Annotated in this window: 21 protein-coding genes; 5 read left to right on the top strand and 16 right to left on the bottom strand. The window is 37.4% G+C overall.

All coding sequences use genetic code 11. The annotated features are described in order from the left end of the window. Positions 1-109 precede the first annotated feature (109 nt). The 4 genes from CBF29_RS00185 to CBF29_RS00170 all read right to left on the bottom strand — a co-directional run bounded on the left by CBF29_RS00185 (position 110) and on the right by CBF29_RS00170 (position 3,793). On the bottom strand, positions 110-1,045 hold the full coding sequence (locus CBF29_RS00185; protein WP_126806015.1) for a hypothetical protein: 936 nt from the start codon (positions 1,043-1,045) through the stop codon (positions 110-112). Positions 1,046-1,622: 577 nt separating this feature from the next. Then, positions 1,623-1,958, bottom strand: coding sequence for a metal-sulfur cluster assembly factor (locus CBF29_RS00180; protein ID WP_126806012.1), 336 nt, complete (start codon positions 1,956-1,958; stop codon positions 1,623-1,625). 57 nt (positions 1,959-2,015) lie between these two features. Further along, positions 2,016-2,762 (bottom strand): prolyl oligopeptidase family serine peptidase, encoded by a 747-nt coding sequence (locus CBF29_RS00175; protein WP_126806009.1) that lies wholly within the window; start codon positions 2,760-2,762, stop codon positions 2,016-2,018. A gap of 116 nt (positions 2,763-2,878) precedes the next feature. Continuing rightward, positions 2,879-3,793 carry a YitT family protein gene (locus CBF29_RS00170; protein ID WP_245987212.1) on the bottom strand — a complete coding sequence of 305 codons (915 nt, stop codon included), beginning with the start codon at positions 3,791-3,793 and terminating at the stop codon, positions 2,879-2,881. A 141-nt stretch (positions 3,794-3,934) separates the two neighbouring features. Here CBF29_RS00170 and CBF29_RS00165 point away from each other — a divergent pair, with 141 nt between their 5' ends. Further along, complete coding sequence (locus tag CBF29_RS00165; protein ID WP_126806007.1) at positions 3,935-4,480, top strand: biotin transporter BioY; 546 nt, start codon at positions 3,935-3,937, stop codon at positions 4,478-4,480. 91 nt (positions 4,481-4,571) lie between these two features. Here the strand turns inward: CBF29_RS00165 and CBF29_RS00160 are convergent, their stop codons facing one another. The 3 genes from CBF29_RS00160 to CBF29_RS00150 all read right to left on the bottom strand — a co-directional run bounded on the left by CBF29_RS00160 (position 4,572) and on the right by CBF29_RS00150 (position 7,550). Continuing rightward, complete coding sequence (locus tag CBF29_RS00160; protein ID WP_126806004.1) at positions 4,572-4,943, bottom strand: YccF domain-containing protein; 372 nt, start codon at positions 4,941-4,943, stop codon at positions 4,572-4,574. Positions 4,944-5,096: 153 nt separating this feature from the next. Continuing rightward, positions 5,097-6,827, bottom strand: coding sequence for an ABC transporter ATP-binding protein (locus tag CBF29_RS00155; RefSeq protein ID WP_126806002.1), 1,731 nt, complete (start codon positions 6,825-6,827; stop codon positions 5,097-5,099). Positions 6,828-7,112: 285 nt separating this feature from the next. Then, positions 7,113-7,550, bottom strand: coding sequence for a hypothetical protein (locus CBF29_RS00150; RefSeq protein ID WP_126805999.1), 438 nt, complete (start codon positions 7,548-7,550; stop codon positions 7,113-7,115). Positions 7,551-7,980: 430 nt separating this feature from the next. On the opposite strand from CBF29_RS00150, the gene CBF29_RS00145 reads away from it, so the two are divergent. After that, on the top strand, positions 7,981-9,213 hold the full coding sequence (locus CBF29_RS00145; protein WP_126805996.1) for an ethanolamine utilization protein EutH: 1,233 nt from the start codon (positions 7,981-7,983) through the stop codon (positions 9,211-9,213). 55 nt (positions 9,214-9,268) lie between these two features. After that, entirely contained in the window at positions 9,269-10,072 is an 804-nt protein-coding gene (locus CBF29_RS00140; protein ID WP_126805994.1) for a glucose 1-dehydrogenase, read from the top strand. A gap of 570 nt (positions 10,073-10,642) precedes the next feature. Here the strand turns inward: CBF29_RS00140 and CBF29_RS00135 are convergent. The 3 genes from CBF29_RS00135 to gcvPA are packed head-to-tail and all read right to left on the bottom strand — an operon-like array spanning position 10,643 to position 14,754. Then, the gene (locus CBF29_RS00135) at positions 10,643-11,797 is read right to left on the bottom strand and encodes an ATP-NAD kinase family protein (RefSeq protein ID WP_126805991.1); all 1,155 of its coding nucleotides are present in this window, start codon (positions 11,795-11,797) and stop codon (positions 10,643-10,645) included. Then, positions 11,761-13,323: an aminomethyl-transferring glycine dehydrogenase subunit GcvPB gene (gene gcvPB / locus CBF29_RS00130; protein ID WP_126805989.1), complete on the bottom strand. Its 1,563-nt coding sequence runs from the start codon at positions 13,321-13,323 to the stop codon at positions 11,761-11,763. Before gcvPB ends, CBF29_RS00135 begins: the two co-directional genes overlap by 37 nt. A 24-nt stretch (positions 13,324-13,347) precedes the next feature. Then, entirely contained in the window at positions 13,348-14,754 is a 1,407-nt protein-coding gene (gcvPA, locus tag CBF29_RS00125) for an aminomethyl-transferring glycine dehydrogenase subunit GcvPA (protein ID WP_126805987.1), read from the bottom strand. Between the two features lie 321 nt (positions 14,755-15,075). Here gcvPA and CBF29_RS00120 point away from each other — a divergent pair, with 321 nt between their 5' ends. Next, positions 15,076-15,945: a MerR family transcriptional regulator gene (locus CBF29_RS00120; protein ID WP_126805985.1), complete on the top strand. Its 870-nt coding sequence runs from the start codon at positions 15,076-15,078 to the stop codon at positions 15,943-15,945. A 126-nt stretch (positions 15,946-16,071) separates the two neighbouring features. Here the strand turns inward: CBF29_RS00120 and CBF29_RS00115 are convergent, their stop codons facing one another. The 3 genes from CBF29_RS00115 to CBF29_RS00105 are packed head-to-tail and all read right to left on the bottom strand — an operon-like array spanning position 16,072 to position 20,206. Further along, positions 16,072-17,727 carry a peptide ABC transporter substrate-binding protein gene (locus CBF29_RS00115; RefSeq protein WP_126805983.1) on the bottom strand — a complete coding sequence of 552 codons (1,656 nt, stop codon included), beginning with the start codon at positions 17,725-17,727 and terminating at the stop codon, positions 16,072-16,074. Positions 17,728-17,753: 26 nt separating this feature from the next. Continuing rightward, entirely contained in the window at positions 17,754-19,127 is a 1,374-nt protein-coding gene (locus tag CBF29_RS00110; protein ID WP_126805981.1) for a transglutaminase-like domain-containing protein, read from the bottom strand. Beyond that, positions 19,127-20,206, bottom strand: coding sequence for a dipeptide epimerase (locus CBF29_RS00105; RefSeq protein WP_126805978.1), 1,080 nt, complete (start codon positions 20,204-20,206; stop codon positions 19,127-19,129). Before CBF29_RS00105 ends, CBF29_RS00110 begins: the two co-directional genes overlap by 1 nt. A gap of 201 nt (positions 20,207-20,407) precedes the next feature. Here CBF29_RS00105 and CBF29_RS00100 point away from each other — a divergent pair, with 201 nt between their 5' ends. Next, positions 20,408-20,974, top strand: a complete 567-nt coding sequence (locus CBF29_RS00100) for a helix-turn-helix domain-containing protein (RefSeq protein WP_126805976.1) — start codon at positions 20,408-20,410, stop codon at positions 20,972-20,974. 181 nt (positions 20,975-21,155) lie between these two features. On the opposite strand, the gene CBF29_RS00095 is transcribed toward CBF29_RS00100, so the two are convergent. The 3 genes from CBF29_RS00095 to CBF29_RS00085 all read right to left on the bottom strand — a co-directional run bounded on the left by CBF29_RS00095 (position 21,156) and on the right by CBF29_RS00085 (position 24,219). Further along, positions 21,156-21,725 (bottom strand): HD domain-containing protein, encoded by a 570-nt coding sequence (locus tag CBF29_RS00095; protein ID WP_126805974.1) that lies wholly within the window; start codon positions 21,723-21,725, stop codon positions 21,156-21,158. Between the two features lie 517 nt (positions 21,726-22,242). Beyond that, entirely contained in the window at positions 22,243-23,874 is a 1,632-nt protein-coding gene (locus tag CBF29_RS00090) for a peptide ABC transporter substrate-binding protein (protein ID WP_126805971.1), read from the bottom strand. Between the two features lie 24 nt (positions 23,875-23,898). Next, entirely contained in the window at positions 23,899-24,219 is a 321-nt protein-coding gene (locus CBF29_RS00085; RefSeq protein WP_170169935.1) for a cupin domain-containing protein, read from the bottom strand. Positions 24,220-24,433 lie beyond the last annotated feature (214 nt).

The raw sequence follows: 24,433 nt of genomic DNA, 5'->3' as shown, positions 1-24,433 counted from the left end.
AAAGAAAAAGACAGAGAATGAGCTCTGCCTTTGAAGCGACCCCCAAAAGTTAGACCAAAAATCTAACATTTGGAGGTCACTATTTTTATAGCAAAATTTTAATTTTTAATTATGGAGTAATCCATCCTGCAGGACCTTCTATTTCATCTCCTGTTATAGACCAAGATCCATCTCCATGATCTATTGCTGTACCAGTTCCTATACTTCCATCAGAATGAGATTGGGACCACCATCCATATTCGTTAGTTGCATATCCACCGCCTTCTGCTGGAGCAGTATAACCGCCGCCACCTTGAGATGGGGCAACATATCCACCAGAATTATCCACATAGTTTCCAGAAGCATCATAATAGGCAACTCCAGCATCCACTTGTGCTTGCTGCTGTGCTTGAACTTCAGCTTGTTGAGCAGCTGCTTTTTCCTCTTCAGCCTTCTTAGCTTCAGCTTTTGCCTTTTCTTCCTCTTCCTTTTTCTTCTTAGCTTCTTCTTCCAGCTTTTTAACTTTATTTTCATAGGTTTCAATCAAGACATCAATTGGTTCAATGGATTTTTCAACTTCTTCTTTAGAATAGACAATTTCTTTCTGTAGTTCTTCCATTTCATTTTTAACAGATTTTAATGCCTCAATCTTTTTCTTCAAATCTTCAATTTTTTCTTTCTCTAAATCTTCTGATGTATTATCTGCAATTAGCTTATTATTTTCAGCTTTAAATTCATTTCTCAAATCATCAATAACTTTATCATAAGCTTCAATCACACGCTCATCTTTTTCTTCGCCCTTAGTATATTTTTCAGATTTTGAAATAAGGCCATCCAAAATTTCTAATCTTTTAGCTTTATCTTCTTCTTTTCCAAACTTTTCTTTTTCAGAATTAATATTTTCTACTTTTAATTCAATTTTCTCATTGTAAAGCCTAAGTTTCTCAGCCTTTTTATTGTGAGCATAAACAGTAACACCACCAATTACAAATACTGCCAAAATTGAAATAGCAATAGATAAAATAATTTTTTTCTTCTTAGTCATTTTCTTGTTTTCATACCTCATTTAATTTAGGTATGCTCCTCCTTATTTTTTCTAGTACCTCTCCAGCTAACTTAGTTTCAATCTCTCAATTTCCTAAAACAATCCAATAAACAATTATTTCCTGTATATAAATCATTGAGTAATTGAACTTTTTAAAGCATTTTTATAAAACCTATTTATCCTTTGTTGGACATCTGGTGCACAATACAGATATATCTTCTTGAAAAACAGCACATGCCCTAGCCATACATGACCCTTTCCTTGAACTTTAATGTTAAGACTGATTATACAGGACTTGCATGATTAAAAAAAGCCAGAGTTCTATCTCTGACAAATAATTGCTATGATACTGAAACATTTCCTGTCATTAAATTTAAGTACTTTTCTGTCAAATACTGCTTGTTTTCATTTAAAATAAAATAGAAATTCTTCAAATAAACTTTCCAAATTATACCTAACAAAAAACCTCCCAAATAATTTCTAAAAAGAAAAAATTCAGGAGGGTGCTGTTAAAAACTGGGGTACTGGGGTAACCGACTACATTGAAAAAAACCAGTGGAAATTCAATAAAACTCATTGTCAACCCTACAGTTCCAACTTATCTAATCCCTAACGCAATCCGTGCATATCTTGACATTCTATCAGTCGTCCACGCTGGATACCACACGAGCTTCACATCTGTTTCTCTGATTTCTGGAATACTAGATAGTGCTTCGTGGATTTCTTCTGTAATCACGTCTGCCAATGGACAGCCCATTGTCGTCAACGTCATTTTTATCGTACAAAGGCCATTCTCATCCAACTCTACTCCATAAATCAATCCCAAATTTACGATATCAATGCCTAATTCCGGGTCAATAACAGTTTCTAAACAAGCTAAAATTCTTTCCTTTACATCCTCAACTTGCTTATCTAATTTATTTTCTTCAGACATTTAAAACATCCTCCCTATTTTCAAAATTGTGTGAATTTTATTTAACTGCTGATTTTTTTAAAATTGTTTCTTAAAAAATTCTGCCATCTCTATTGTAATCTTATAAGGCACTTTATGTCCATCATCAGTGGTCGTAAATGTTAAGGACTGCCCAAAATCTTCTGATTTATTTTTTAGATAAAAGTCAAAGGTGGGCTGATAAGGAACTGTATCATCTTCCGTACCGTGCCAAAAATGAAGAGGACGTCCCATTAGTTTTTCTGGATGTAAACTCAAATCCAATACTTCTAACTGAGCTATCGTTTCTTCAACTTCAGCAGAAGAACACGTGGCTTCATCAACGCCTGCCAACATTTTTTGGGTGAAATCTACAAAACAAGGCGTACCCATCAAGCAATCACCTGCTTTTACCCATGGATAACTTGCCATCACGCCACAAGTAGTGATGCCACCCATTGAAAGCCCGGTAACCCCCACCTGCTCTTTCGAAGCCAGACCCATCTCCACATATGCATCAACAATCGAAGGAAATTCCGCAATATTTTTAAGAACTATATTCCAAAATTCCATAAAATGTTCTTCTGTTTCAAGATGATCTTTTCTTTCTCCATGAAAGATTGCTTCAGGCAGAACAGCTCTCATGCCTCTCTTCGCAAGTTCATAACCATTCACAAGAACTGCTTCTTTAGTGCCGGTCCAACCGTGATAGAAAAAAACAAGGGGACGCATCTCCTCACGATAATTTTCTTTTATAACCTCAAGGACCGGGATTCCAGCAATTGTTTTACGGTGTACTTCTATCATTTGTCATTCTCCCTCTTCATTTAGCAACATCATACAGGATACTCTGTAAACATACAGTATCGCCTCAACAAAATCATTAAGATGATTGTATCAAAAAATCAGGAAAATTTAAACCACTATTCTACTTGTCCGTAGGCATTCCTTAACATTTCTTTTTGCTGGTTTTCAGTGTAAAACAATCCCATCACATGTTCCGTAGGCATCACGTTAACAAAGGCATGGGGATCAACTTCATAAATGGCTTTTTCAATGTCATATAATTCATAACGACTGACGACAATCATATAGACAGAACGCTCTTTTTTCGAAATGCCGCCCTTGCCTGGAAAAATAGTAATTCCTCTAACAACAGTCTTCCGCAACTGTTGCACCATATTATCCTCTGGAATATCTGAGATGATCATCAGTGTCAGTTTGTTTCCACTTGTATGAATCTTATCTACCACGATGCTTAAACAATAAATCGAAATAACTGTATAAATCGCCTGTTCCCAGTTGAATAAAAGTCCTGCTAACATAATGATGAGCAAATTCATTAGAAACATCATATTTCCAACAGATTTACCAGTTGATTTGGCAATAATGACTGAGAGCACATCAAAGCCACCAGTAGTAAAACCAAACTTCAGACATAAAGCGGCACCAATTCCTACTAATACACCGCCCACTATGGCATTAAGCAATGTATCTTCAACAATGGCATGCACAGGAATTAGGAGTAGCGAGATCGAGAAACTAAAGACAGTCAAAAAACTATAAATGGTAGCTTTAGGTCCAAGTTTAATCCATCCTAACATAAAGACAGGGATATTAAGTAAAAAAACTAAAATTCCAGTATCGACGGTGATACCTGAAAAAATATTTAATGCTTCTGAAAGTAATTGTGATACACCATTTAAACCGGCCGAAAAAACATTGGCAGGAATCAAAAATAAGTTCAAACCAATAGCTGCTAATAATGCATTGATTAAAATAACAACACATCTGGTGACTATCTCATAATTTTGGTTAAACTCTCGAATCCTCCTCACAACACGTTTCCCCCTAGAAAATCAATTTCTTTTTGTACCATACTCATCCTACAACAAAAAAAAATAAAAGGATAGCTTATATCCTCTTTCTTTAATCAATTTTTTATGTTAAAGTTAACATCAAAACAAGGAGGTTAACACATGAAGTTTTCAGTAAAAAATATCACCATTTCTGCCCAACTTGCAGTCTTTATCGCTATCGTTTCTCAATTAACGATTCCTCTAGGACTGATTCCCTTGACTGGACAAACTTTCGCCGTAGGTTTCGTTGCTACACTTGTTCCCCCGAGCATATCTGTTTGCGCTGTGGGAATTTATTTATTGATGGGAATCATTGGCATTCCTGTTTTCGCAGGATTTTCAGGCGGTTTAGCAACTGTTTTAGGTCCAACGGGAGGTTACTTGATTGGCTTTTTTTTCAGTGCTTTTTTTATCTCTTTTTTAATTTCCAAAAAATCTAATAGTTTTATTTGGGTGCTTCTAGTTAATGTTTTTGGTGCAATGATTTCACTCTTTGTTGGAGCAATCGGCTTAAAAATATATTTAGATACTTCTATGATTGAAGCTTTAAAAATAGGCATTCTGCCTTTCATTTTACCAGAAGTCATCAAAGCTTTTTTTGCTTCTTTTTTGGGTATGAAAGCTTTAACAGTCTTCCGTAAAAGATTCCCTTATCTCATCAATTAAAAAGCAGTTTACTTTATAGTAAGCTGCTTCAATCATGATGAATCAAGTTTTTATGAGTATACCATGTGGAGAGTTTTCTCATTGAATCAAATCAATAACGGGACGCCACTACTCTGGCACCAAAAGGCATCAATGCCAGCTTAGCCAGTTTGAATGACTGCATCGCAAAAGGGATACCAATAATCGTCAGACACAAAAGAAGCCCGCTGATACAATGTGCTATCGCTAATTCAATCCCTCCAAAGATCAACCAAAGGATATTGATCAGAAAACTAACACCGCTGCTATCGTACACTACCTCTTTGCCAAAGGGCCAAAAACTTAATCCTGCCAGTTTAAAACATTGGAGACCCACAGGAATACCGATAATTGTCACGCACCAAATCAGACCGACAATTGTCCAGCCTAATCCGCCTAAAAAACCACCAAAAATAAACCATATGATATTTCCTAAGCAACTCATTTTCTCACCCGCTTTTATAATTTTCACTTCTAAACTATGAACTAACATCTGAAAACATCATATCATGCTAAAGGGTTTCTGAAAACAAATTGTAAAAAAATCCGACTAAAGTCTAACTATTGAGGATATACTGGAAAATTGGATATCTATTTTTTAAGCCAACACTTGTTCTTTGACATATTCTCCATATAAAGGATGGTTTTCCAATAATTCTTGGTGGGTTCCGCTGCCGGTAATTTTGCCGTTTTCCACAAAATAAATCTGATCTGCATCAACTATAGTAGACAATCTATGGGCGATAACAAATGCTGTTCGCCCTTCCATCAAATGTTCCAGCGCTCTTTGGACTTGTTCTTCCGATTTAGAATCCAAACTAGCTGTCGCCTCATCCAGCATTAAAATTTTAGGATCTCTCAAAAATGCTCTGGCAATAGCTAAACGTTGTTTCTGACCACCAGAAAGTTTAACTCCACGCTCTCCCACTTCTGTCTCCAATTTTTCGGGAAAATCCGATACAAAATGATTAGCATAGGCAAGCTCCAGTCCTCGCCAAAGCTCATCATCAGAAAGTGTTTCTTTTAATCCATATTGAAGATTATCACGGATACTTCCAGAAAATATCGCAGAGTCCTGAGAAACATATCCTACTTGTCTGCGCCAACTATGAAGGTTTATGTTTTCGATTGCCTCATTAGCCACATTAATTTCTCCATTATCGACTGGATAAAATCTTTCCAACAATGAAAAAATCGTAGACTTTCCACCCCCACTTGGACCAGCAAAAGCGATCACTGAATTAGGAGAGGCTGAAAAAGAAACCTCTTGTAACACTTGCCGGCCTTCTTCATAAGAAAAATCGACATCAATCACCGATACACTCTTGCCAGTAATATTAATATCCTCTCCAGAGGCAAAATCTTCTTTTGGCGTGTTCAGCAGTTCCTGAATCCTTTCCGTTGCTCCTCTGGCTTTTTGTACCTGAGTAAAAAAGATGGGAAAACTAGCTGCCGGCATCAAAATATTAAATAAATAAAGTAAAAAAGCAACGAGAGTCCCTGTGGAAAGAGTGCCTGCTTGGACCCTGATAGCACCGTAACCTAAAATACCGATAAACATCCCAAATATTGCTGTGCTCATGATGGGTTGCAACAATGCACTGACTTTGGCTTCTTTTATACTGACATCCAAAATTCTTTGTATCAAAGCTGCCCCACGTTTTTCTTCCACTTCTTCTCCGTTAGACGCTTTTATCAAACGAATTTCTCCCAGTTTTTCTGTGGCTTCTCCATTAAAGTCAGCAGTAGTTTGCTGCAAGGCTTTTCCTAATTTCACCATGATCGCACCGATAGGAACCATGATAAGCACTACGATAGGCACAACTGTAAAGATAAGTGCCGCCATTTTCCAATCAGTTAAAAATAAAATAACCAAGGCACCGACTAACTGAATCATCCCGGTGATAAATGAGGGGAAATAACCAGAGACCAACTCTTTTATTATCATGGTATCATTCACCAGTCTTGAGCTTATTTCACCACTTTTATGTTCATCAAAATAACTGATAGGTAAACGAATCAAATGACGCCAAACTCTGTTTCTTAAATTTGCCACGGTCGTTTCACCCGCAAGGCGAAGAAAAAAACCTCCTAAAGCACCAAGTAATAGCTGAACAGCAAATAAAGATAATAGTGCCAACAACATGCTTCGGTCAATTTTGGCGAGTTGGGCCGTGTCTATCAGACTTCTTGTCAATTGTGGAAGCAGCAGCGAAGAACCTGTTGTCGCCAAGCTAAGAATCAAGCCTAAAACAAAAATTAATTTTTTATTGTTTGCTTGATTGATTAACGTCAAAAAATCTTTTAGTTTAAACTTATTTTTTTCCATAAATGTACTCCTAACAAGTGATGATTTTTATTCCCATCGTTAAAAAATAAAAACATCTACTATTTTACCATGTCCGCTTTAATGGACCTTCAATCTGAAAATTCTTAAAATAAAAACATTTTCGATTGATTTTATTTTACTCTGAGGATTGAAAAAGAAGCCGTTATTTGAGATGACAGCTTCTTTTTATTGAAATGATAACTTATGTCAATGGTTGTTTCATACCTAACACAGAAAATTCAAGTTGAAAATTTTGGAAGTCAAACGGGTGCGGCTTACCTGCTTTTATTCTGATTGTTTCTCTTTGCAGTAATCAATTTTTAGCTCATAGTCCTCCGGAGTCAAAATAGCGTCTTCAAGATTTTGACTGCCAAAATCAATAAGATCCAATCGTGCGGTATTAGGCTCAAAATCAGCGTAGCGTTCTTTTGGAGTAATTAATTTGCCTTTGAAATACTTTTCTCCCCGAATGAATAAAGTAACCCCTATTTCTACATCCTTGATTGTATTGGACTTATTATTAATCAGTAAATATTCCAAAATCATATGGGGAGCCTCGATTGTCAGATTTCCTCCAACTAAAATCAATTCTTCCTTTTGTTTGTTCAATTCTTGTTGATGCTGCTGCAAAAAAATTTCCCAAACGTTTATGTATTCCTGATTTTCTGTCAACGCAGAAAAATTTGGATCTTCTTTTAAATATTTTGACCATTCAATTTTCATTTTATTCCTTCTTTCATTAAAGATTTGATGACTTGACCTGCAAAATCATCCAAATAACAAATCTTTGTTCTACTGTATGAATAATGGTGTCTGGCTTACAGATTTTTTTTGCAAATAATCCCAAAAAGAAATCCATCAAACAGCAAATTTTTCTAAGACAAACTTAAATAGTATTATATCATACTTCTTTTAACCGTTGATTTGATACTTTTTAGCATTTTAACTTTTTTTCTTTGAAAAAATCCATCTCTTCTCTTGACCTTCCATTACTCTAATCTTTTACACTTAAGATGACATAATTGTCTTAAATCTTATCTCTTAAAGTTAAACTTCTATTCTTCGCAGAACAATTGTGGTTTCAAAATTTTCATGAAAGACACTTTCATGTCAATTAGACATAGTCAGGGCATTTTAGGAAGGAGGTTTACAAATGTTTGATGAACTTTTAGAAAGTGTAAAGAACACGGATGTCTTTACCCAGTCATTAGAGTTAGTCAAAAAGGATTTTTCATTCAGTAAGCTAGTCATGTATGTTTTGATTTTCTTTATGTTTGTTGGTGCCATTGATAAAATACGCGGTAATAAAAAAGGGTATGGCGATAAATTTGATGAAGGGTTCATTACTATGGGTCCTTTGGCTATAAGTATGGTAGGAATTATCTCGTTAACTCCCGTTTTGAAACAAATTTTGCAACCAATCATTTCCCCGATTTACAAATTATTTGGTGCTTCTCCAGCGATGTTTGCAGGAACAATACTTGCCAATGATGCTGGTGCCTACTCTTTAGCTAAAGAAATTGCTGAAAATGATGTAGCAATCGGTAACTTCTCAGGTCTTATTTTAGGAAGTATGATGGGAGTGATGATCGTTGGCATAATTCCTTTAGCACTGTCAATTCTCGAAAAAAAAGATTTAGCATATTTTTCAGCAGGTGTGCTTATGGCTATCATCACTATCCCCCTTGGAAGTCTCGTTGGAGGGCTTTTAATGAATCTAACGGGGTTTTCTCTTAGTTTAGGAAAGATTTTAATTAATCTAATTCCCGTAGTTATCCTCGCCATTTTAATAGCTGTAGGAATGTGGCTCAGACCCCAATCAATGATGAAAGGGTTCTCCGCCTTTGGAAATGGCGTGATAATTATGATAACAATTGGTACAGCAATCGCAATTTTTCAGCAAATTACAGATATCCGACTCCCTTTATTTTATTTGATGGTAGAACCAGCCGCTCCAGGAGAACTTTCTCCCCTAAAAGAAAGTTTGCTAGTTGTTGGAGAAATTGGGCTTGTTTTAACTGGAACATTTCCATTCATCGAATGGCTCACTCGGACTTTCAGTAATGTCTTAAATACACTTGGAAAAAAACTCAACATGAATGAAGCCGCAACTGCTGGATTCATTGCAACTCTTGCAAGTATTATTCCGACGTTTAACATGGTCAAAGACATGGATCCTAAAGGGAAATTATTAAATATTTCATTTGGTGTTTCGGCTGCATGGGTCTTGGGAGATCACTTAGGCTTCACCGCTGGCGTTGCACCTGATATGATTCTGCCAGTTGTTATTGGAAAAATGACCGCAGGACTAAGTGCGCTGTGGTTAGCTAATAAGTTTTCTGATGCTATCTTACCGCGTGTCCAAAGTATGAAACTCATGGAATAAGGTTGATAAAGAAATTTTTTCAGCGATATAGTTTACATTTTAAGGAGGAATTAAAATGAGATTAAAAGATAAAGTTGCTGTAATTACTGGTGGCGCAATGGGTATGGGTAAAGGAACTGCTGAAGTTTTTGCAAAAGAAGGAGCTAAGGTAATTTTAATCGATTTCTCCAAAGACTTAATAAAAACACAGGAAGAATTAAAGGAAAATGACTTTTTAGTTGAAACCTTCCAAGTTGATGTCAGAGATAAGGAAAAATTAAAAGAGATATATCAAAATATCTTCGACAAATACGGTCATTTGGATATCTTGGTCAATGCCGCCGGAATCGGCACTCAGGCGTCCTTCTTTAATGCAGATGGGAAAATCTTATCTGACATGATGGATATAAATTTTGGCGGTATCTGGAATTCTTGTCAAGCTGCTATTCCTTTTATGCTGAAGAACAATTACGGAAAAGTCATAAATTTTGCTTCTGTAACTGGCGTGATGGTGGTAGACCCTAGCATGACTGCCTACGCTGCAAGTAAGGGCGCTATCATGGCATTGACAAAAGCTTTGGCGGTTGAGTTTGCTCCTAAAAATATTACTGTCAATGCGATTTTGCCTGGCATGATTAACACACCAATGACACAGAAATCTAGTAAAGAAGCCAATCCAAGTGACCCGCAAAAAATACTGGATGGACTTGCGAAAACAGTCCCAATGGGTCGTTTAGGAACTGCTGAGGAAGCTGGGAAAGTTGCACTTTTCTTAGCAACTGAAGATTCCAGTTATGTCACAGGCTCAGCCATCGTATTTGACGGAGGCTCTACTCTACCAGAAAGCCCAGGAAGCGGCTGGCAACCAGAAGACGAATAATTTACTAATTATTCTCAAAACGACATCAGCCACCTGCAAATATAGCGGGTGGCTTTTACTACTAAAATTATTTGATTTTACAATCACGCTCAAGACAAAATTTAGATTTTTTTACTTTAAGAGAAGTCTGTTTCAAGGATAACAATATTCTCAAAAAAATTATATTTAAACTATTTTACTAAAATTTCTTTCCACCAGTCCACAAAATTCAGCAATAATTAATGCGTATATTTTACAAACATCGAGTAAATTAGATATTTGTAATTTCTCGTTTAAACTGTGTGCATATTCTGCTTCGCCCAGCCCTAGAACAATGATTGGAATTATTATTCACCTTAATGAAAGAGCCATTGCAAACAGCAAACATACCAACTAATTTCCCGCCATTTGGATTTATCTCCCTTACTTTAATGAAATTAATTTGCTAGTAAATGACAAAGTACGTCATTATATTAAAACTGCGCAAAATCAGTCAGATGGTACTGTAATCCCGCGCAGTTTTTTATTTAACAAACGTATTATTTCAATGAAATAGCTGTAAAACTTGAATAACTAACCAAAATTTTCTACCTAAACCGCTACCTGACAAACAATCTCTTCATGCCACCCTACAATAATTCTCCAATAGCCCGACAGTTCCTCATCTAGGTCAGGGTCTGAAGTATCCACATGCAGTAAATTATCATGAAGGGAGTACAGTTTATCCGCCGTAGCTACAATCCAAATATTTTCTTTTCGAATTTCTCTGATAACTCGGGGACTTAGCTGCTGATTGCCGCGCCCGAAAATATGACCTTGTCCTCCAATAACAGTCAGAATTAAAATGACATCTTTACCACGGATGTATTCGTAAATATCTCTTTCAGCTCCGTCTTTAATAACCACGTTCTTTTGAAAGACCACATCTACACCTAAGAGACTGCCCTTTAGGCCAAGCTTCTCCAATATCGTATGGGTCGTGCCTCCTGTCCCAAAGATGTAGCAAGTATTGTCATCTTTTTTTGCCATTCTTTCAATAATTTCATCAGCAATTCCTTGTAAATCATGCTCACTGAATTTAATGGACGCTTTAGATTGCTGCATCAAATTTCTCGCAAAGGGAATTTTTAAATAGCCATAAAGTTTAGCGTCGACAATATTTTGACGAAATTTTTCCTCATCAATATCCATGACTTCACAATCAACCGTAGCGCTCTCTCCAAACTGATTAACATACTGTTTAATCAATACACCCGCATCTTTAGGGTTATTGGCATAGACGGCGGAGTGGATTTTAACACCCGCCGGAATTCCCACACAAGGAATTGAAAGTCCGATGGCATTATAAATATCTCTTGCCGTACCATCTCCTCCAGAAAAGACAATCAGATCCACCTTTTTTTCCTTCATGATTTTCGCCAACATCAACGTATCTTCACTGGTCGTCCGCTCTTTCTTTTCATCAAGAATCTGATAAGAAAAACCTAAGGACTTCACCACATCTTCTCCCATCAGACCTGATCCAGTCAAAAACATCAGCTGATCCTTTTCTTCAGTCAACTCAGAGAGAGCTATCTTGGTTTTTTCGTTAGAGCGATACTCGCTCCCCAAACTCACAGCCAATCGTTGAATCTCTTCACTGTCGCTCCCTTTCAAACCTGCAGGGCCTCCAATTCCAGCAATTGGATTAACTATCAGCCCAATCAGCATTAGTCGATACCGTACTTCTTCTTGTATTGCCGCCATGAGCAGATAACGTTTGCTGGATCAGACTCATAGTAATTTTTAATGCCGTGACAAGGAGCGTTGTGTGGAGCCGTCCTGATAACTTCTGGGTCGTTGTAGCATTCCCAAGAAATTTTTTCCAATACTGCGATAAACTCATCCACATCTTTTTTACTGTAAGAATCTGTCGGCTCAAGAGTAAATGGTTCTGGAACGATATGAGGGTGATGTGATTCCCAATAGTGCTCCATACTGTAATCCACTAAACGCCTTTGAACATCCTCTGTTCCGAGACCCGTCTCTTCCTTCATCTGTTCCCAGCTATAACGGCATTGTTCGATTCGACGTTTGCCTTCTGCGTAATACATCGTCACTCCTCTGATTTGAGAAATTTTCTTGATTGCATATTGATTGTTCAGCACAGCACATTTGGCTGCTTCCCGGACGCCGTCAGCTCCTAAACTTCTAAGCCACATGTACACACGTACAATAATCGCAGCATTTCCTATAAAGGAACGAACCTTGCCGATAGACTGCTTGACCTCATGTTCCAAAAGATATTTTTCTCCGTCAAAGCTGACTTTAGGTACCGGAATATAATCTTTAAAGACACCTCTAGCTCCCAGTGCCCCTACGCCCGGTCCCATACCGCCGTGAGGAGCAGAAAATGTTTTATGGAGATTGTAGTGAATCAAATCAAACCCTGCTTCTTTTGCCCGAGTGATTCCCATGATGCCATTTACATTTGCCTGATCGTAAACAGCAACTGCGCCGACTTCATGGGCCGCATCCACATATTCTTTAATCCGCGGATTGAAAATACCTGTATCTTCAGGGTTAGTAATAAAGATAGCCGCTGTTTTTTCGGAAAGGGCAGCTTTGAATGCTTCCAGCGTCGGGTAGCCTTGATCTTTATCATGCATTAAATCAATGACTTTATACCCGCACGTCGCGGGAGCTCCTGCGTCAGCCGGGTGTGAAAAGATAGTCGTTACGATTTCATCCCGGTCTTCGCCTTTATCCTCAAAGTATTTTCTAACAATGACTGCGTTAGTATAAATTGCCTGAGCCCCTCCACCTGGTTGGAATGAAAAAGCATCCATTCCCGAAATTTCTTTTAAGTACTGTTCTGTTTTATAGTAAATTTCAAGCAATCCTTGAATCGTTGATTCGTCTTGATACGGATGGACAGAGGCGATATTACTATTCCTAGAGACTAAATGTTCCTGAACTTTTGGACTATACTTCATCGTACATGTTCCCTGACCGATATCCACACTGACGTCATTTCCCAATGTTTCCTGAGACAGCCGCATGTAGTGGCGATTCACTCTCATTTGACCTATCTCTGGCAAATCAACCATTTTTTTACGTTTCAAAGACTCGGGAATCATGTTCTCTTTATTCCTTAATTTGTCTTTTATTTTTTTATCGACTGCTGGTGTGATAACACCACGCTCTCCTGGCGTACTCATTTCATAAATAATCGGTTCACTCCAACGTGCCTGGTGAAAATCTCTCAACAGAGTTTCTTGATCTTGTCCCATGGTCATTCTCCTCCCTTTTTTAGTCTATTTCAATATCTTCTCTAAACACTCTACTAGGAAATCAATTTCTTCACGAGTGTTCACTTCTGTGACACAATATAGAGCGCAATGATCAAAATCCTCATAACAGCCGGTCAAATCCAAACCGCCGAAAATTTCATTTGCCAATAGTTGCTTATTGATTTCTTGAACAGTTTTACCGGACTGAGAAAAATCGACTACAAACTCTTGGAAAAATGGGCTTGTAAATTTCAGTGATACGTTGGGAATCCGAGAAATTTTTTCCGCTGCGTATCGACTATTATAAAGGATCGTTGTACCTACTTCTTCCATCCCTTTGGGTCCCATCAAAGCCATGTAAACAGCTGCAGAAATCATCCACAAGTTTGTGCCTGTTCCGGTATACTCGTTACCAAACGCTCTTCTCGAATAGTGAGTCCGTTCTATCAACATATTGCCAAAGACATATTCCCCTTCCACTTCAGGCTCGGCAAAACCATAAATAAAGTCTTTATAGTTATTTAAGTATTTGGCTTCTCCTTGAGTAGAAATGAATCCTGCTTGTCCATTACCGGCTGACAGATGCAGACCAAGACTATGTAAATCACCACATGTGATAGTGGCACCATAATTCGCCGGCGCCTCTAAAATACCTAATGAAATCGGATTGACATATACCACAAATTCTGCCCCAACGGATGTCACCAATTCCCCGATTTCTTCTCCACGATCTTCTAAAACACCAAGAAATCCAGGGTTTTCGATCATCACAGCAGCGACGTCTTCATTTAATTTTTCTTTTAAGTCAGCTAAATCAATCCTGCCAGTTTCTGGTTCAAATTTGATATATTCAACTTGAACTTCTAACTCATCCTGAACGGAATGCATATAATTTTCCAAAATAGATTTGTAACCCGGATTCATCAACTCCGGTACCAAAACTTTCTTCCGGTCAGTGATTCTGCAAGCCATCGCCATAGCAGTTGAAATAGCCTGTCCACCGTCAAATTGCGGGACACTCATCACTTCAGTATCTAAAAGTTCCGCCAGCATCGAGTTATACTCCACAAATGCTTGATACTTTCCATGGTCTCCCCAGCTTTCTGCACCATAACAAGTTAAAAACTCCCCACGAGTAGTAATTTCATCAACGACCGCCGGGATAAAATGCTGGGCACAGCCTGCACCTAAAAAATTCGTAAACTCATCACAATTCTTATTTTTAGCTAATATTTTTTCCACGTGTTTTTTAAGACCAAATTCATCTAATATGCCGTCAGGTATGGCGAGTTTTTCTTTATACCTTAACTCTTCAGGTATCTCTTCATACAAGTCCCACATGTCTTTTGCGCCGACGAAGTCCATCATTTCTCTTTGAGTTTCAGGGTTAGAATTTGGAATATAAGGGTAGACAACTTTTTCTTCCTTCATCTTCTTAACGCCTCCTAAATTTTTTATTTACAGATAAAGCTTTGACTCCCTCCTCTAATCACTTTATCCTCATCACGTTCCTTTGTTCAGCAAAAACCTGAAGAAGCACGTCAGACATCCAAACAAACATATTTTAGGTCACTAATGTCCCATCTTCCTTGATTTTATAAGATTATAGTAATAGAAGGTCAAGTTATTATTTGTATTATTTGGAAATTATTTTTATAATGAAGCTAAGGATGTTCAGTTTAATGCGATTTTTATACATTAAGGCACATGTGGCTACTACTCAGGAATGACACATAAGGAGATGATCCTGCCTTGGACAAGCAAAAAAGCTATACGATAGGCGAACTGTCCGACATCTGCGGTATCAGTACACAAACACTTCGTTTCTATGATCAAAAAGGACTCTTAGCTCCTTCGGGAAGGGACACAGAAAATAACTATCGTTTATATTCCAATGACAAGGCTCTTGAAGCTCTTGTTATTCGAGGGATGCGTCAACTAGGTATGGAATTGACAGAATTAAGAAAAGTGAAAAGAAATCGTGATTTGCAGGAAGTCAAACAGAAATTAGAAGAAAAAATTCATTGCCTTCAACAGGACATTGCAGATGTTCAAAGACAGCTAGATTTCACAAGAAACACATTTGAAATCCTTGAGTCTTCTATTGATGAGGTGGAAAATTATGGGGATCGAAACATTTTTTTCAATTATCTAAAACCTGAGACAGTTATTTCTATTCGTTACCAGTCAAGTGTGAGTGCCAGTAAAATATTTTGGAGACGGTATGCCGAACTTATTCAGTTAGTTGAAAAATTAAATTTAACTATTCAGGGACCATTTTCAGCCGTTTTCCATGATAATTATGAAAATCAATTTATTAATGATATTGGTGATTTGGAAGTATTTTTTCCCGTAAAAAATACCAATATCAGCTCTCCAAATATTAAAATCGTTGCACCGGCCTTGGTAATCAGTACTATTCATTATGGCAATTATACTGACTTGCTGGAAGTCTATGATGCTTTGGTGAATTTTGCCGAAAAAGAAGGATACAGCATTTGCGGTCCCAGTTTAGAGGAATATCTCATTGACTTTTCCCTAGGTTTAAACGAAGAACATTGGGTCACAAAAGTCAGCTTGCCGGTGAAAAAAGCAATACTAGACGATAATTTTTTGGTCTAACTTTTGGAGGGCGGTAGGGTTTGATAAAACTTTTTTATCGAACTGATTTTAATCAAAAACAAAGAACAGGTAAGAAAAACTTACCTGTTCCTTTTATATGTCAAACAATTTAGGGGGTGTCTGACATTACTCGATGTAAGCATATTTATAGATACATGTCGGACCAAAATTATGGTACTCAAGTCCTGTCAAACCAGCTCTTGTCAGCTGTGCTCTTCCTTGTTGATACAAAGGAATCAAAGCAGCATCTTCTTCAACAAACTGTTTTTCTACTTCAATCAATGTTTCCCAACGTTTTCCAAGGTCATTACCATACTTGTTGATAACATCATCGATTAACTGGTCGTACTTTTCACTTGAATAGTTTAACGTATTCCCCGTTGTATAGCTTTCAAAGAAAGTCATCGGGTCTTGATAGTCCGGTGCCCAAGTGCCGATTGCCAAATCATAATCGCCTTTCTTGATGATTTCAATCGAGTTATTCAAAGGCACTGTTTTAATGGTAACTTTCAATCCTGGTAAAGATTCTTCCAGTTGACTTTGGATAAATTCAGCAACTTTTTTATCACTGTCGCCATCTTTAGCTAACAGTTCCATCTCAACATCACCTTGCAACTCTGTTTTAGCCTTTGCCAAATACTCTTTAGCTTTTTCGACATCAGTCACAGCCAATTCTCCAGCATCTTCTCTGAAATCAGCTTTAGTCTCTGGGTTGAAAACAAAGTTCCATGGGATATAACCATAAATTTCTTTTGAACCGTCTGCTAGAATATTGTCTACCAACCCTTTTTTATCTATGGCATAAGCAACAGCTTTACGCACATTTTCATTCGCAAAGATAGAATCTTTCCCGTTTCTGATTTGATTCATCCGGATAGAATAGATTTTTGAACGTTGAATCGCTTCATATTCTGGGTCATCCACATTCTGCTGTGCCAACTCTCCAGATAAAAAGGCGATATCTAATTCCCCAGACTCAAAAAGGTTGAAAGCTGTGTTGGTTTCTTTTATGACTTGGAAATTGATAAGGTCTGATTTTACTTTATCCGCATCGTAATAGTCAGGATTTTTTTCCAGTTCCCATGTCAGGGAGGATTGATCCCAATTATTCATGATAAACGGTCCGTTTGATACAATATTTTCACTGCTTGTCCCATATTCACTGCCTTTTTCCGTGACAAATTTTTCATTTTGTGGGAAAAATGGTGAGAAAGCAAGTAGAGATGTAAAATATGGTACTGGTTTCTCCAACTTGATTTCAATCGTGTAATCATCCACTGCTTTAACCCCTAACTCTTTAGGGTCTTTGCCATTGTTGATGATATCAGTGGCATTTTCAATCATACCGTCTGTTAGGAACACATAGTTAGCTTGCTTTTCAGGATTGACTAACTTTCTCCAAGCAAAAATAAAATCGTGAGCCGTGACAGGATCGCCATTACTCCATGTTGAATCTTCTCTTAACTTGATTACATAAGTTTTACCGTCTTCTGATATTTCCGGCATCTCCTTGGCAACTGCAGGAATAACATTATCATCCTTGTCTAACTGATAAAGTCCTTCAAAAACATTGGATTGGGCATTGATACTTGGCTCATCTTGAGTATAAATAGTATCCATGGAACCAATCTCTGATTCTTCCATAAAACTCAGCGGTCTAGCATCGCTGGCTTTTTGTTTGTCCCCGCCGCTGCTGTCAGTCCCCTTCTCGTTACCGCCGCAACCTGTCATCAGCAAAGTTGCACTTAATACCAAAGCTCCTAATGTCAGCCATCTTTTCATTTTACTCATCCTTTCATTCATCTCTTCTAGTCTAAGTCAATCATTTCGATCATTTCCTGCGTTACTTCCAGATAAGCATAAGGCAGTCCTTCTCCCTCATACTCAAACTCTCCTCTTTGATTGTCTATGGGATCGGCTCTAAGTGTATTTTTTTCAGGGACAAAATTTTTCTGAATGGCACTGTTTGCTGGCATACGGAAAATATCAAGATTACCAAAGTAATAATTCCAACGGTCTAAATTATTCATCCGATAAGCTGAACCGCCAAAGGATAAATCTGCAAACACCCAGCCGTAAGGTGCCACATAAAACTGTGCCCAGTCATGACAACCGGTATAGTATTCGCTGACATATAATCCAGACTGCCACTTTGCCGGAATCTTAGCCATGCGGCATAAAGTGATAAATAAAATTGCCTGGACACCGCAATCCCCTTTTAAGTTAACAGCAGCATATTCAGAAATGTTTTCAATCGTGAAATATTCTCTCATAAAAGAATAATTTACTTTTGTCGTAATAAAATCATAGATTTTTCTTGCTTGTATAATCGGATTGGTTTCACCCTCTAGTAATTCAGCTAAAAGTTTTTCTAAATACGGCGTAAATTGAATGTGAGGCAATTCTTCTTCCAAAAACGAGTCATTTGTGATTGGCTCTGCCTGAGCAGGATCTAACTCGACATAATTCAATTGATTGATATAACTGTATTCTACTGAAAATTCTTGATTTTCTTCTAGTACCGTCTCAAAGCAAACTGTTCTTTGTTCCGTATCTTCTGGCGCAATAAACGCTGCTTCAGGACTTGTACTGATAATTTTAATCTCAGAGAGTTGCTGACATGCTTGAGGTACAGGCAAATAAACTTTGACTTTTTCTCCTACACGCTCATACTCTTTTTTGACTTTAATTGAACCTTTTACCCGCGTTTTAACTTTACGAGAACCTTTTTCTTTCATCAATCGGATGTTTTCATTTAATTGATTTTGCCTCGCTTGTTCTGTGCCATTGTTATCCTCAGTTTGTATCGCCCGTTCTTGATAGTCTTTTTGAGTTTTTATCAATGTTTGTAAAAAACGTCTTTGGAAATGTGGTTCTCCGTCAATGTATATCCAGTCCACCAGTCCTGCTTCTTTCAGGTTTTGTAATTCTGAAGTATCGTAATCAGCTAAAGCATCTTGCATCATTTTTTGTGCTTGCTCCCAAGAATAGGGGTACTCATTGATACCGATCATCTTGAGGATTTCTTTTTCTATTCGCAGACGCTGCTTCAATGCGTCGGGAATATCTCGCTTCAAAAAAGAATCAATCGTTGCTGTGGCTCCTTTAAAATCTCCATAATTCTTTTGTTTGAGCACATCTTCTGGCAAAGGGACACTCAAATATTCTAAATCATATAGCATTAATGACTTCCCCTCTCTTTCGTCAACCCTAGTCCAGGCTGGTCTGTTAATGATAAAATAGGCGTTGCCTCTAGCGGTACAGGACCAGAAAAATTGGTTTCTACTAATGAAAAAGTCGCATCTAAATCTGCTCTGGTAATGTTTTTCTTAGCGGCAACGAGATGCGCACCCGCAGTCACACCTAAATCTGTTTCCTCTACCATACAGCCCACCATACATTCCACACCGGCAGCTTCACAAATGCTGTTGATTTTTTGGGCTTCATAGAGCCCACCGCATTTCATCAACTTGATATTGACAATATCCACAGCCCGTTGTTTAATCAGGCGCAAGGCATCCTTGGAATCAAAACAACTTTCATCTGACATGATCGGAATTGGCGACTGACTGGTCACATAGGCCAAGCCTTCAATATCATGATATGGAACAGGTTGTTCAATTAATTCAATGTCATAGTCTGCTAAACGGTGAATCATTTGAACCGCTTCTTTAGCACTCCAACCTTGATTCGCATCTAAACGCAGTTTGATATCTTTGCCGACATTTTTTCTTATTGTTTCAATTCGTTTTATATCAAGGGCATTGCCCATTCCTACCTTGACTTTTAATGTGTTAAAGCCTTGACTGATTGCTTCCTTTGCTTTGACTCCCATAATGTCAGGAGCATCAATGCCAATCGTCATATCTGTTTCAACTTTGTTGTCATGTCCGCCGAGAAGTTTATACAAAGGCAGATTAGCTTTCTTACCCAGCAAATCATAACACGCAAGGTCGATTGCTGCTTTAGCGGAATTGGCATGAGCTGCGATACGATCCATGATTTCATGAACTTTTTCAAGATCTGTAGGATCAGTCCCTATCAAACCTCTTTCGAACATTTTGAGACATTCTACAGTCCCGTCTAATGTTTCTCCAGTAATTAAAATTCCAGGTGCACCTTCCCCGTACCCGACAATCCCTTCGTCTGTTTCAATCTCAATGATGGCACTGACAGATTCATGAATCGTTCCCAAGGAAATAGTAAATGGGGTCCTTAGTTTGACAAATTTTTTTTCAACATTGATTTTTGTTATCTTCACATTATCTCCTCCAACTTTTGAACGAAAAGTTAAAAATGACATAAAATTTTAACTATTGGTTCAATAGTAAAGCCGTTGATTAGAAAAGTCAATATTTATAATGAAATTTTGATTAAAACTTTCTAATTTAAATTCTAACTTGTTTTTTCAAACTTAATTAGGGATAATAAGGCGAAAAGAAAAAAAGCTGGAGATGTAATCATGGACTTTAAAGAAATCAAAAACTTGCGAAAAGAAAAGGAGATGACCTTGACTGAATTGGGGACTAAAACCGGCTATTCCGCCAGTTTTCTCTCTCAAATCGAAAGAGGTGTCAACCGTCCTTCTTTAGAAGCTTTAAGAAAAATAGCAAAGTCATTAGACGTTTCAGTGGCATCACTAATGGCAAAGGAGTCTCCAAAAATAAAAGAACAAGGTGAAAAAATCACTCGTGGGTTCAAAGTGATCCGTAATTCCGAGAACACTGTATACAGCCCGTGGCAAACTGATTCTACTTACTATAACACCCTGTTCAATCTTCCAGTTCATACGGACAACATGGTCATCTCAAAAATTTATATCGATGCCCAGTCTTCTTCAAGCGGTAAAAAAATCACCCATAATTTAAGTGAAATTAACTATGTACTTCAAGGCGAAGCTACAATAGAATTGGAAGAAGAAACCCTGACGCTTCAAGAAGGAGATGCAATTTTTCTGGAAGCTTTTACCAAGCATAATATCAATAACTTAACCGACTCAGGTCTACTGCTGTTCACTCTTCAATTTTAAAACTTTTGGGGAGAGATGGATTATTTCAAAATTTATCGTTAAAAGATTCATTTAGCTCTGCGACTTGTTGTACAAAAAAACAATGATACTCCTCAACATGTGAATAACTTTTTGAAAAACAAATAGCTTGAAACGATAGATATCTTTACGTTTCAAGCTGTTTTAGGTTAGGAGTTTAAATTTACAAATTCTTTTCTTCTTCGATCTTTTTAACTGTATCTTCTTTTATAATTTTTCTTAAACCTTTTAAATAGTCAGAGAAGGCCACTTCCTTGTCTCCATGTGTTAAATTCAGTTCATATTCTAGCGGAATCCATGTAGAAAGATCAGATTCATTATGTTGGATCAAAACTTCCAGTTTATCTAAAGCTTTATAGAGCTTTGCTTCCAAAGTTAATTGTTCATCCATCTCTTTGAACAATGGTGCAAGTTCATCTTTGTACATTTTAGGCAAAGTATTCAAAAAATATTGGATTTCTTTGTTCTCTGTGATTTCATCATTTTTTGTCTTATTAAATGTAGGAATGTCTCCTGTGACAGCCTCACCTAAATCATGAAACAAGCACATCAGAATGACTTTTTCCATATCAACTTCCGGAAATTCATCCTTCATGAAAAAAGCCATAAATGCTAATCGCCAGCTATGCTCCGCCACACTTTCCTGTCTCCCTGATGATGTCCAAGAGTGTCTAGTCGTATTTTTTAATTTTTCGGCTAGAGACATTAATTCCAATAATTTTCTGCTTTCCATAGATGGTTCCCCCTTAAGTTTCTGAAAAAATCTGCTAACACATGATTTCAAAATTTAGTGATTTAAATTAAAAAGAAAAACCCTTGCATATCAAGGGGCTTTTGGCAAATTCTTAGTCTGATTCAAAAAATAATTAACACCTGTCTTTGATGGCAGCAACAAATAAAACAATTTTCCCTTAACGTCCGTACCTAAATTTAGTAGCCTTAATTCAAGTAATATTTATACATACCATGTTAATAGTTTTAAGTAACTGTGTCAATTGTCGGTTAGGTACTTGATGTTGTTATTTTCCATTAATTTAAATAATAAAATAGATATTTCAGATAATGATAATTTATCATCGTAAAGCTCTCCAGTTTAAAAAAAATCAGCTTTTGACAATGGTTAATATGTCTTCAGAACGTTTGATTGTCTTAAAACATAAATTTTAACAAAGTAAAATAACCTGTCAGACATCTCTTTACAAGCTCATTTAACAGGTTATTTTACACAAAATCCAGTTGAAACTATTTCTCTATTTCAAATCTTTTAAACTTAATTGCGCTGCAAAAGTATGGAAAGTCACACCTTCCAAAGCTGGATTTTGGAGAACCGTCTGCTGATTCTGACTTAGAACAATCATCCCAGCAGTGTCTTCGATGGCTACTCTCTCAGCCTCAATCAACGTTTCCCATCGTTTATCCAAATCTAATGCATAATCTTTTGACGCTTTATCCAACAATTCATCATATTTTGCATTTGAATAGTTCCGGTCATTTCCTGTATATAACATGTTTAGAGTTGAAATAGGATCTTGGTAGTCCGGTGCCCAATAAATCAGAAACATGTCATAATCACTTTCACGACTGAGATTCAATGCTGATTCTGTTGGCAATGAACGCACCTCCACCGTTAAACCTTCAAAAAGATTCTGCCATTCTCCCTGCAAACTCTCTCCCAGTTTTTTATAGTTGTCCGCATCAGTGGTCATCAAGTCCAGAGTAATAGTTTCACCCAGTTCTTTTTGCGCTGCCTGCCAATATTTTTGCGCTTCAGCCTTGTTAAATTTCATCAAATCTCCAGCATCTTTACGAAAATCAACATCTGTGGATGGATTTTTGACAAACCCTTCAGTGATCATGCCATACAAAGGAACAGAACCATCTGCTATCACATTATTAATCAAAGTTTCTTTATCAATCCCTAAAGCTAGAGCTTTACGAAGATTTTCATTTGCTAAAGGTGTCTCTTTATCGCCGCGTTTTTGATTCAAACGGATGTAATTCATCGTTGATGTGGGATAGGTTTTAAACGCTTCATGATCCTGATTCATCTGTGCCAGTGTCCCGCTTAAAAAAGCCAAGTCCAAACTGCCGTCTTCAAAAAGATTGATCGCAGTTGAAGGCTCTTTGACCGTTTGATAATAAATGACATCCATAGCAACATTTCCAGTATCCCAGTAACTGTCATTCTTATGTAATTCCCAAGTGGTATCTGTTTGCGACCAGTTTTCTATTGTAAATGCACCATTGTAGACAACAGTATCTCCGCTTGTTCCATAGTTGTCTACAAACTCTTCAACAGCATTTTCATTTTGAGGTAAGAAGGTTGGAAACGTCAGTAGTGAAGTAAAGAACGGCTTCGGCTCAAATAATTCTACTTTCAAGGTCAGCTCATCAACAGCTTCCACACCTAATTCATCTACGGGCATCTCTCCGCTAGCCACAGCAGCACCATTTTTAATCGTTTCTTGAACTAGAAAGCTATAAATATAACCATTCTCCGGGTCAGTCAGCCGTTTCCAAGAATACTCAAAATCTTTAGCTGTGACAGGATCGCCATTGGACCATTCCATATCTTCCCGAAGCTTAATCGTATATGTCAGCCCATCTTCTGAAATTTCAGGAAGTTCTTTTGCGGCTGCAGGTATTACTTCATCTTTTTCATTTAAACTATATAAACCTTCATAAACCGCTGATAAAGCAATCGCATCCGGAAAATCCAGCATTCCCGCAGCGTCTAGAGTCGTCAATTCACTCAAAGACATCAAACTAGCAGTTTTTTCTTTTGACACTGTTTTTCCTTTTTCTGATTCTTTTGACGGACCACAGCCAACCAACAAACTTACACAAATTGTCAGCAAGGCTATCCCTTTAATTTTTTTCATTTAAATTTTTCCTCCTATGACCTTTTATTGCCTTTCAGCTAAAAACCAGACAACTGTGGCTGGCACGTCTCCATTATTATAATTTTTATGAGCCTCTCCTGCCTCAATCAACTGAGCATCTCCTGCTCTGCCAATCAAATCCCGACCGTCTTCCAAAACAGTATGTGCCTCTCCTGAGATCACAAAAGAATACTCGTCTTGGTCATGTCTGGCAAACCCTTCCTGAGGGCTTTTTTCACCAGGCTGGAGAGTGATAATCCCCATCTGGACATGGGCATTTTTATTATTTGTCGGATCGAAAAAAACTTCAAATAATTGGTTTGGATCCATTGATTTAATTTTCATGACACTCCTCCTTAATTAGTGTATAAGTTTTATCATAACAAATTTATGAGTATATTTCCATTTAGTTTTAATGTTTTTGCCATTTTACGAAAGTTAGCTGCTATGTATCAACCCCTTGTCAAAAATTTTATACTTTTAATTCCATAAAAAATAGACATAGGTCAAGTCCCGCTTGACCCATGTCCATTATTCACACTCTTTCTCTAAACCTACC

The sequence above is a fragment of the Vagococcus elongatus genome (genome assembly GCF_003987645.1).
In the GTDB taxonomy this organism is placed as follows: Bacteria; Bacillota; Bacilli; order Lactobacillales; family Vagococcaceae; genus Vagococcus_A; species Vagococcus_A elongatus.
This window is presented reverse-complemented; position numbering and strand designations above follow the sequence as displayed.

Coding starts and splice junctions, on each gene's coding strand:
- CBF29_RS00185 (WP_126806015.1), bottom strand. CDS start 1,045: ATGAGGTATGAAAACAAGAAAATGACTAAGAAGAAAAAAATTATTTTA.
- CBF29_RS00180 (WP_126806012.1), bottom strand. CDS start 1,958: ATGTCTGAAGAAAATAAATTAGATAAGCAAGTTGAGGATGTAAAGGAA.
- CBF29_RS00175 (WP_126806009.1), bottom strand. CDS start 2,762: ATGATAGAAGTACACCGTAAAACAATTGCTGGAATCCCGGTCCTTGAG.
- CBF29_RS00165 (WP_126806007.1), top strand. CDS start 3,935: ATGAAGTTTTCAGTAAAAAATATCACCATTTCTGCCCAACTTGCAGTC.
- CBF29_RS00160 (WP_126806004.1), bottom strand. CDS start 4,943: ATGAGTTGCTTAGGAAATATCATATGGTTTATTTTTGGTGGTTTTTTA.
- CBF29_RS00155 (WP_126806002.1), bottom strand. CDS start 6,827: ATGGAAAAAAATAAGTTTAAACTAAAAGATTTTTTGACGTTAATCAAT.
- CBF29_RS00150 (WP_126805999.1), bottom strand. CDS start 7,550: ATGAAAATTGAATGGTCAAAATATTTAAAAGAAGATCCAAATTTTTCT.
- CBF29_RS00145 (WP_126805996.1), top strand. CDS start 7,981: ATGTTTGATGAACTTTTAGAAAGTGTAAAGAACACGGATGTCTTTACC.
- CBF29_RS00140 (WP_126805994.1), top strand. CDS start 9,269: ATGAGATTAAAAGATAAAGTTGCTGTAATTACTGGTGGCGCAATGGGT.
- CBF29_RS00135 (WP_126805991.1), bottom strand. CDS start 11,797: ATGGCGGCAATACAAGAAGAAGTACGGTATCGACTAATGCTGATTGGG.
- gcvPB (WP_126805989.1), bottom strand. CDS start 13,323: ATGGGACAAGATCAAGAAACTCTGTTGAGAGATTTTCACCAGGCACGT.
- gcvPA (WP_126805987.1), bottom strand. CDS start 14,754: ATGAAGGAAGAAAAAGTTGTCTACCCTTATATTCCAAATTCTAACCCT.
- CBF29_RS00115 (WP_126805983.1), bottom strand. CDS start 17,727: ATGAAAAGATGGCTGACATTAGGAGCTTTGGTATTAAGTGCAACTTTG.
- CBF29_RS00110 (WP_126805981.1), bottom strand. CDS start 19,127: ATGCTATATGATTTAGAATATTTGAGTGTCCCTTTGCCAGAAGATGTG.
- CBF29_RS00100 (WP_126805976.1), top strand. CDS start 20,408: ATGGACTTTAAAGAAATCAAAAACTTGCGAAAAGAAAAGGAGATGACC.
- CBF29_RS00095 (WP_126805974.1), bottom strand. CDS start 21,725: ATGGAAAGCAGAAAATTATTGGAATTAATGTCTCTAGCCGAAAAATTA.
- CBF29_RS00090 (WP_126805971.1), bottom strand. CDS start 23,874: ATGAAAAAAATTAAAGGGATAGCCTTGCTGACAATTTGTGTAAGTTTG.
- CBF29_RS00085 (WP_170169935.1), bottom strand. CDS start 24,219: ATGAAAATTAAATCAATGGATCCAAACCAATTATTTGAAGTTTTTTTC.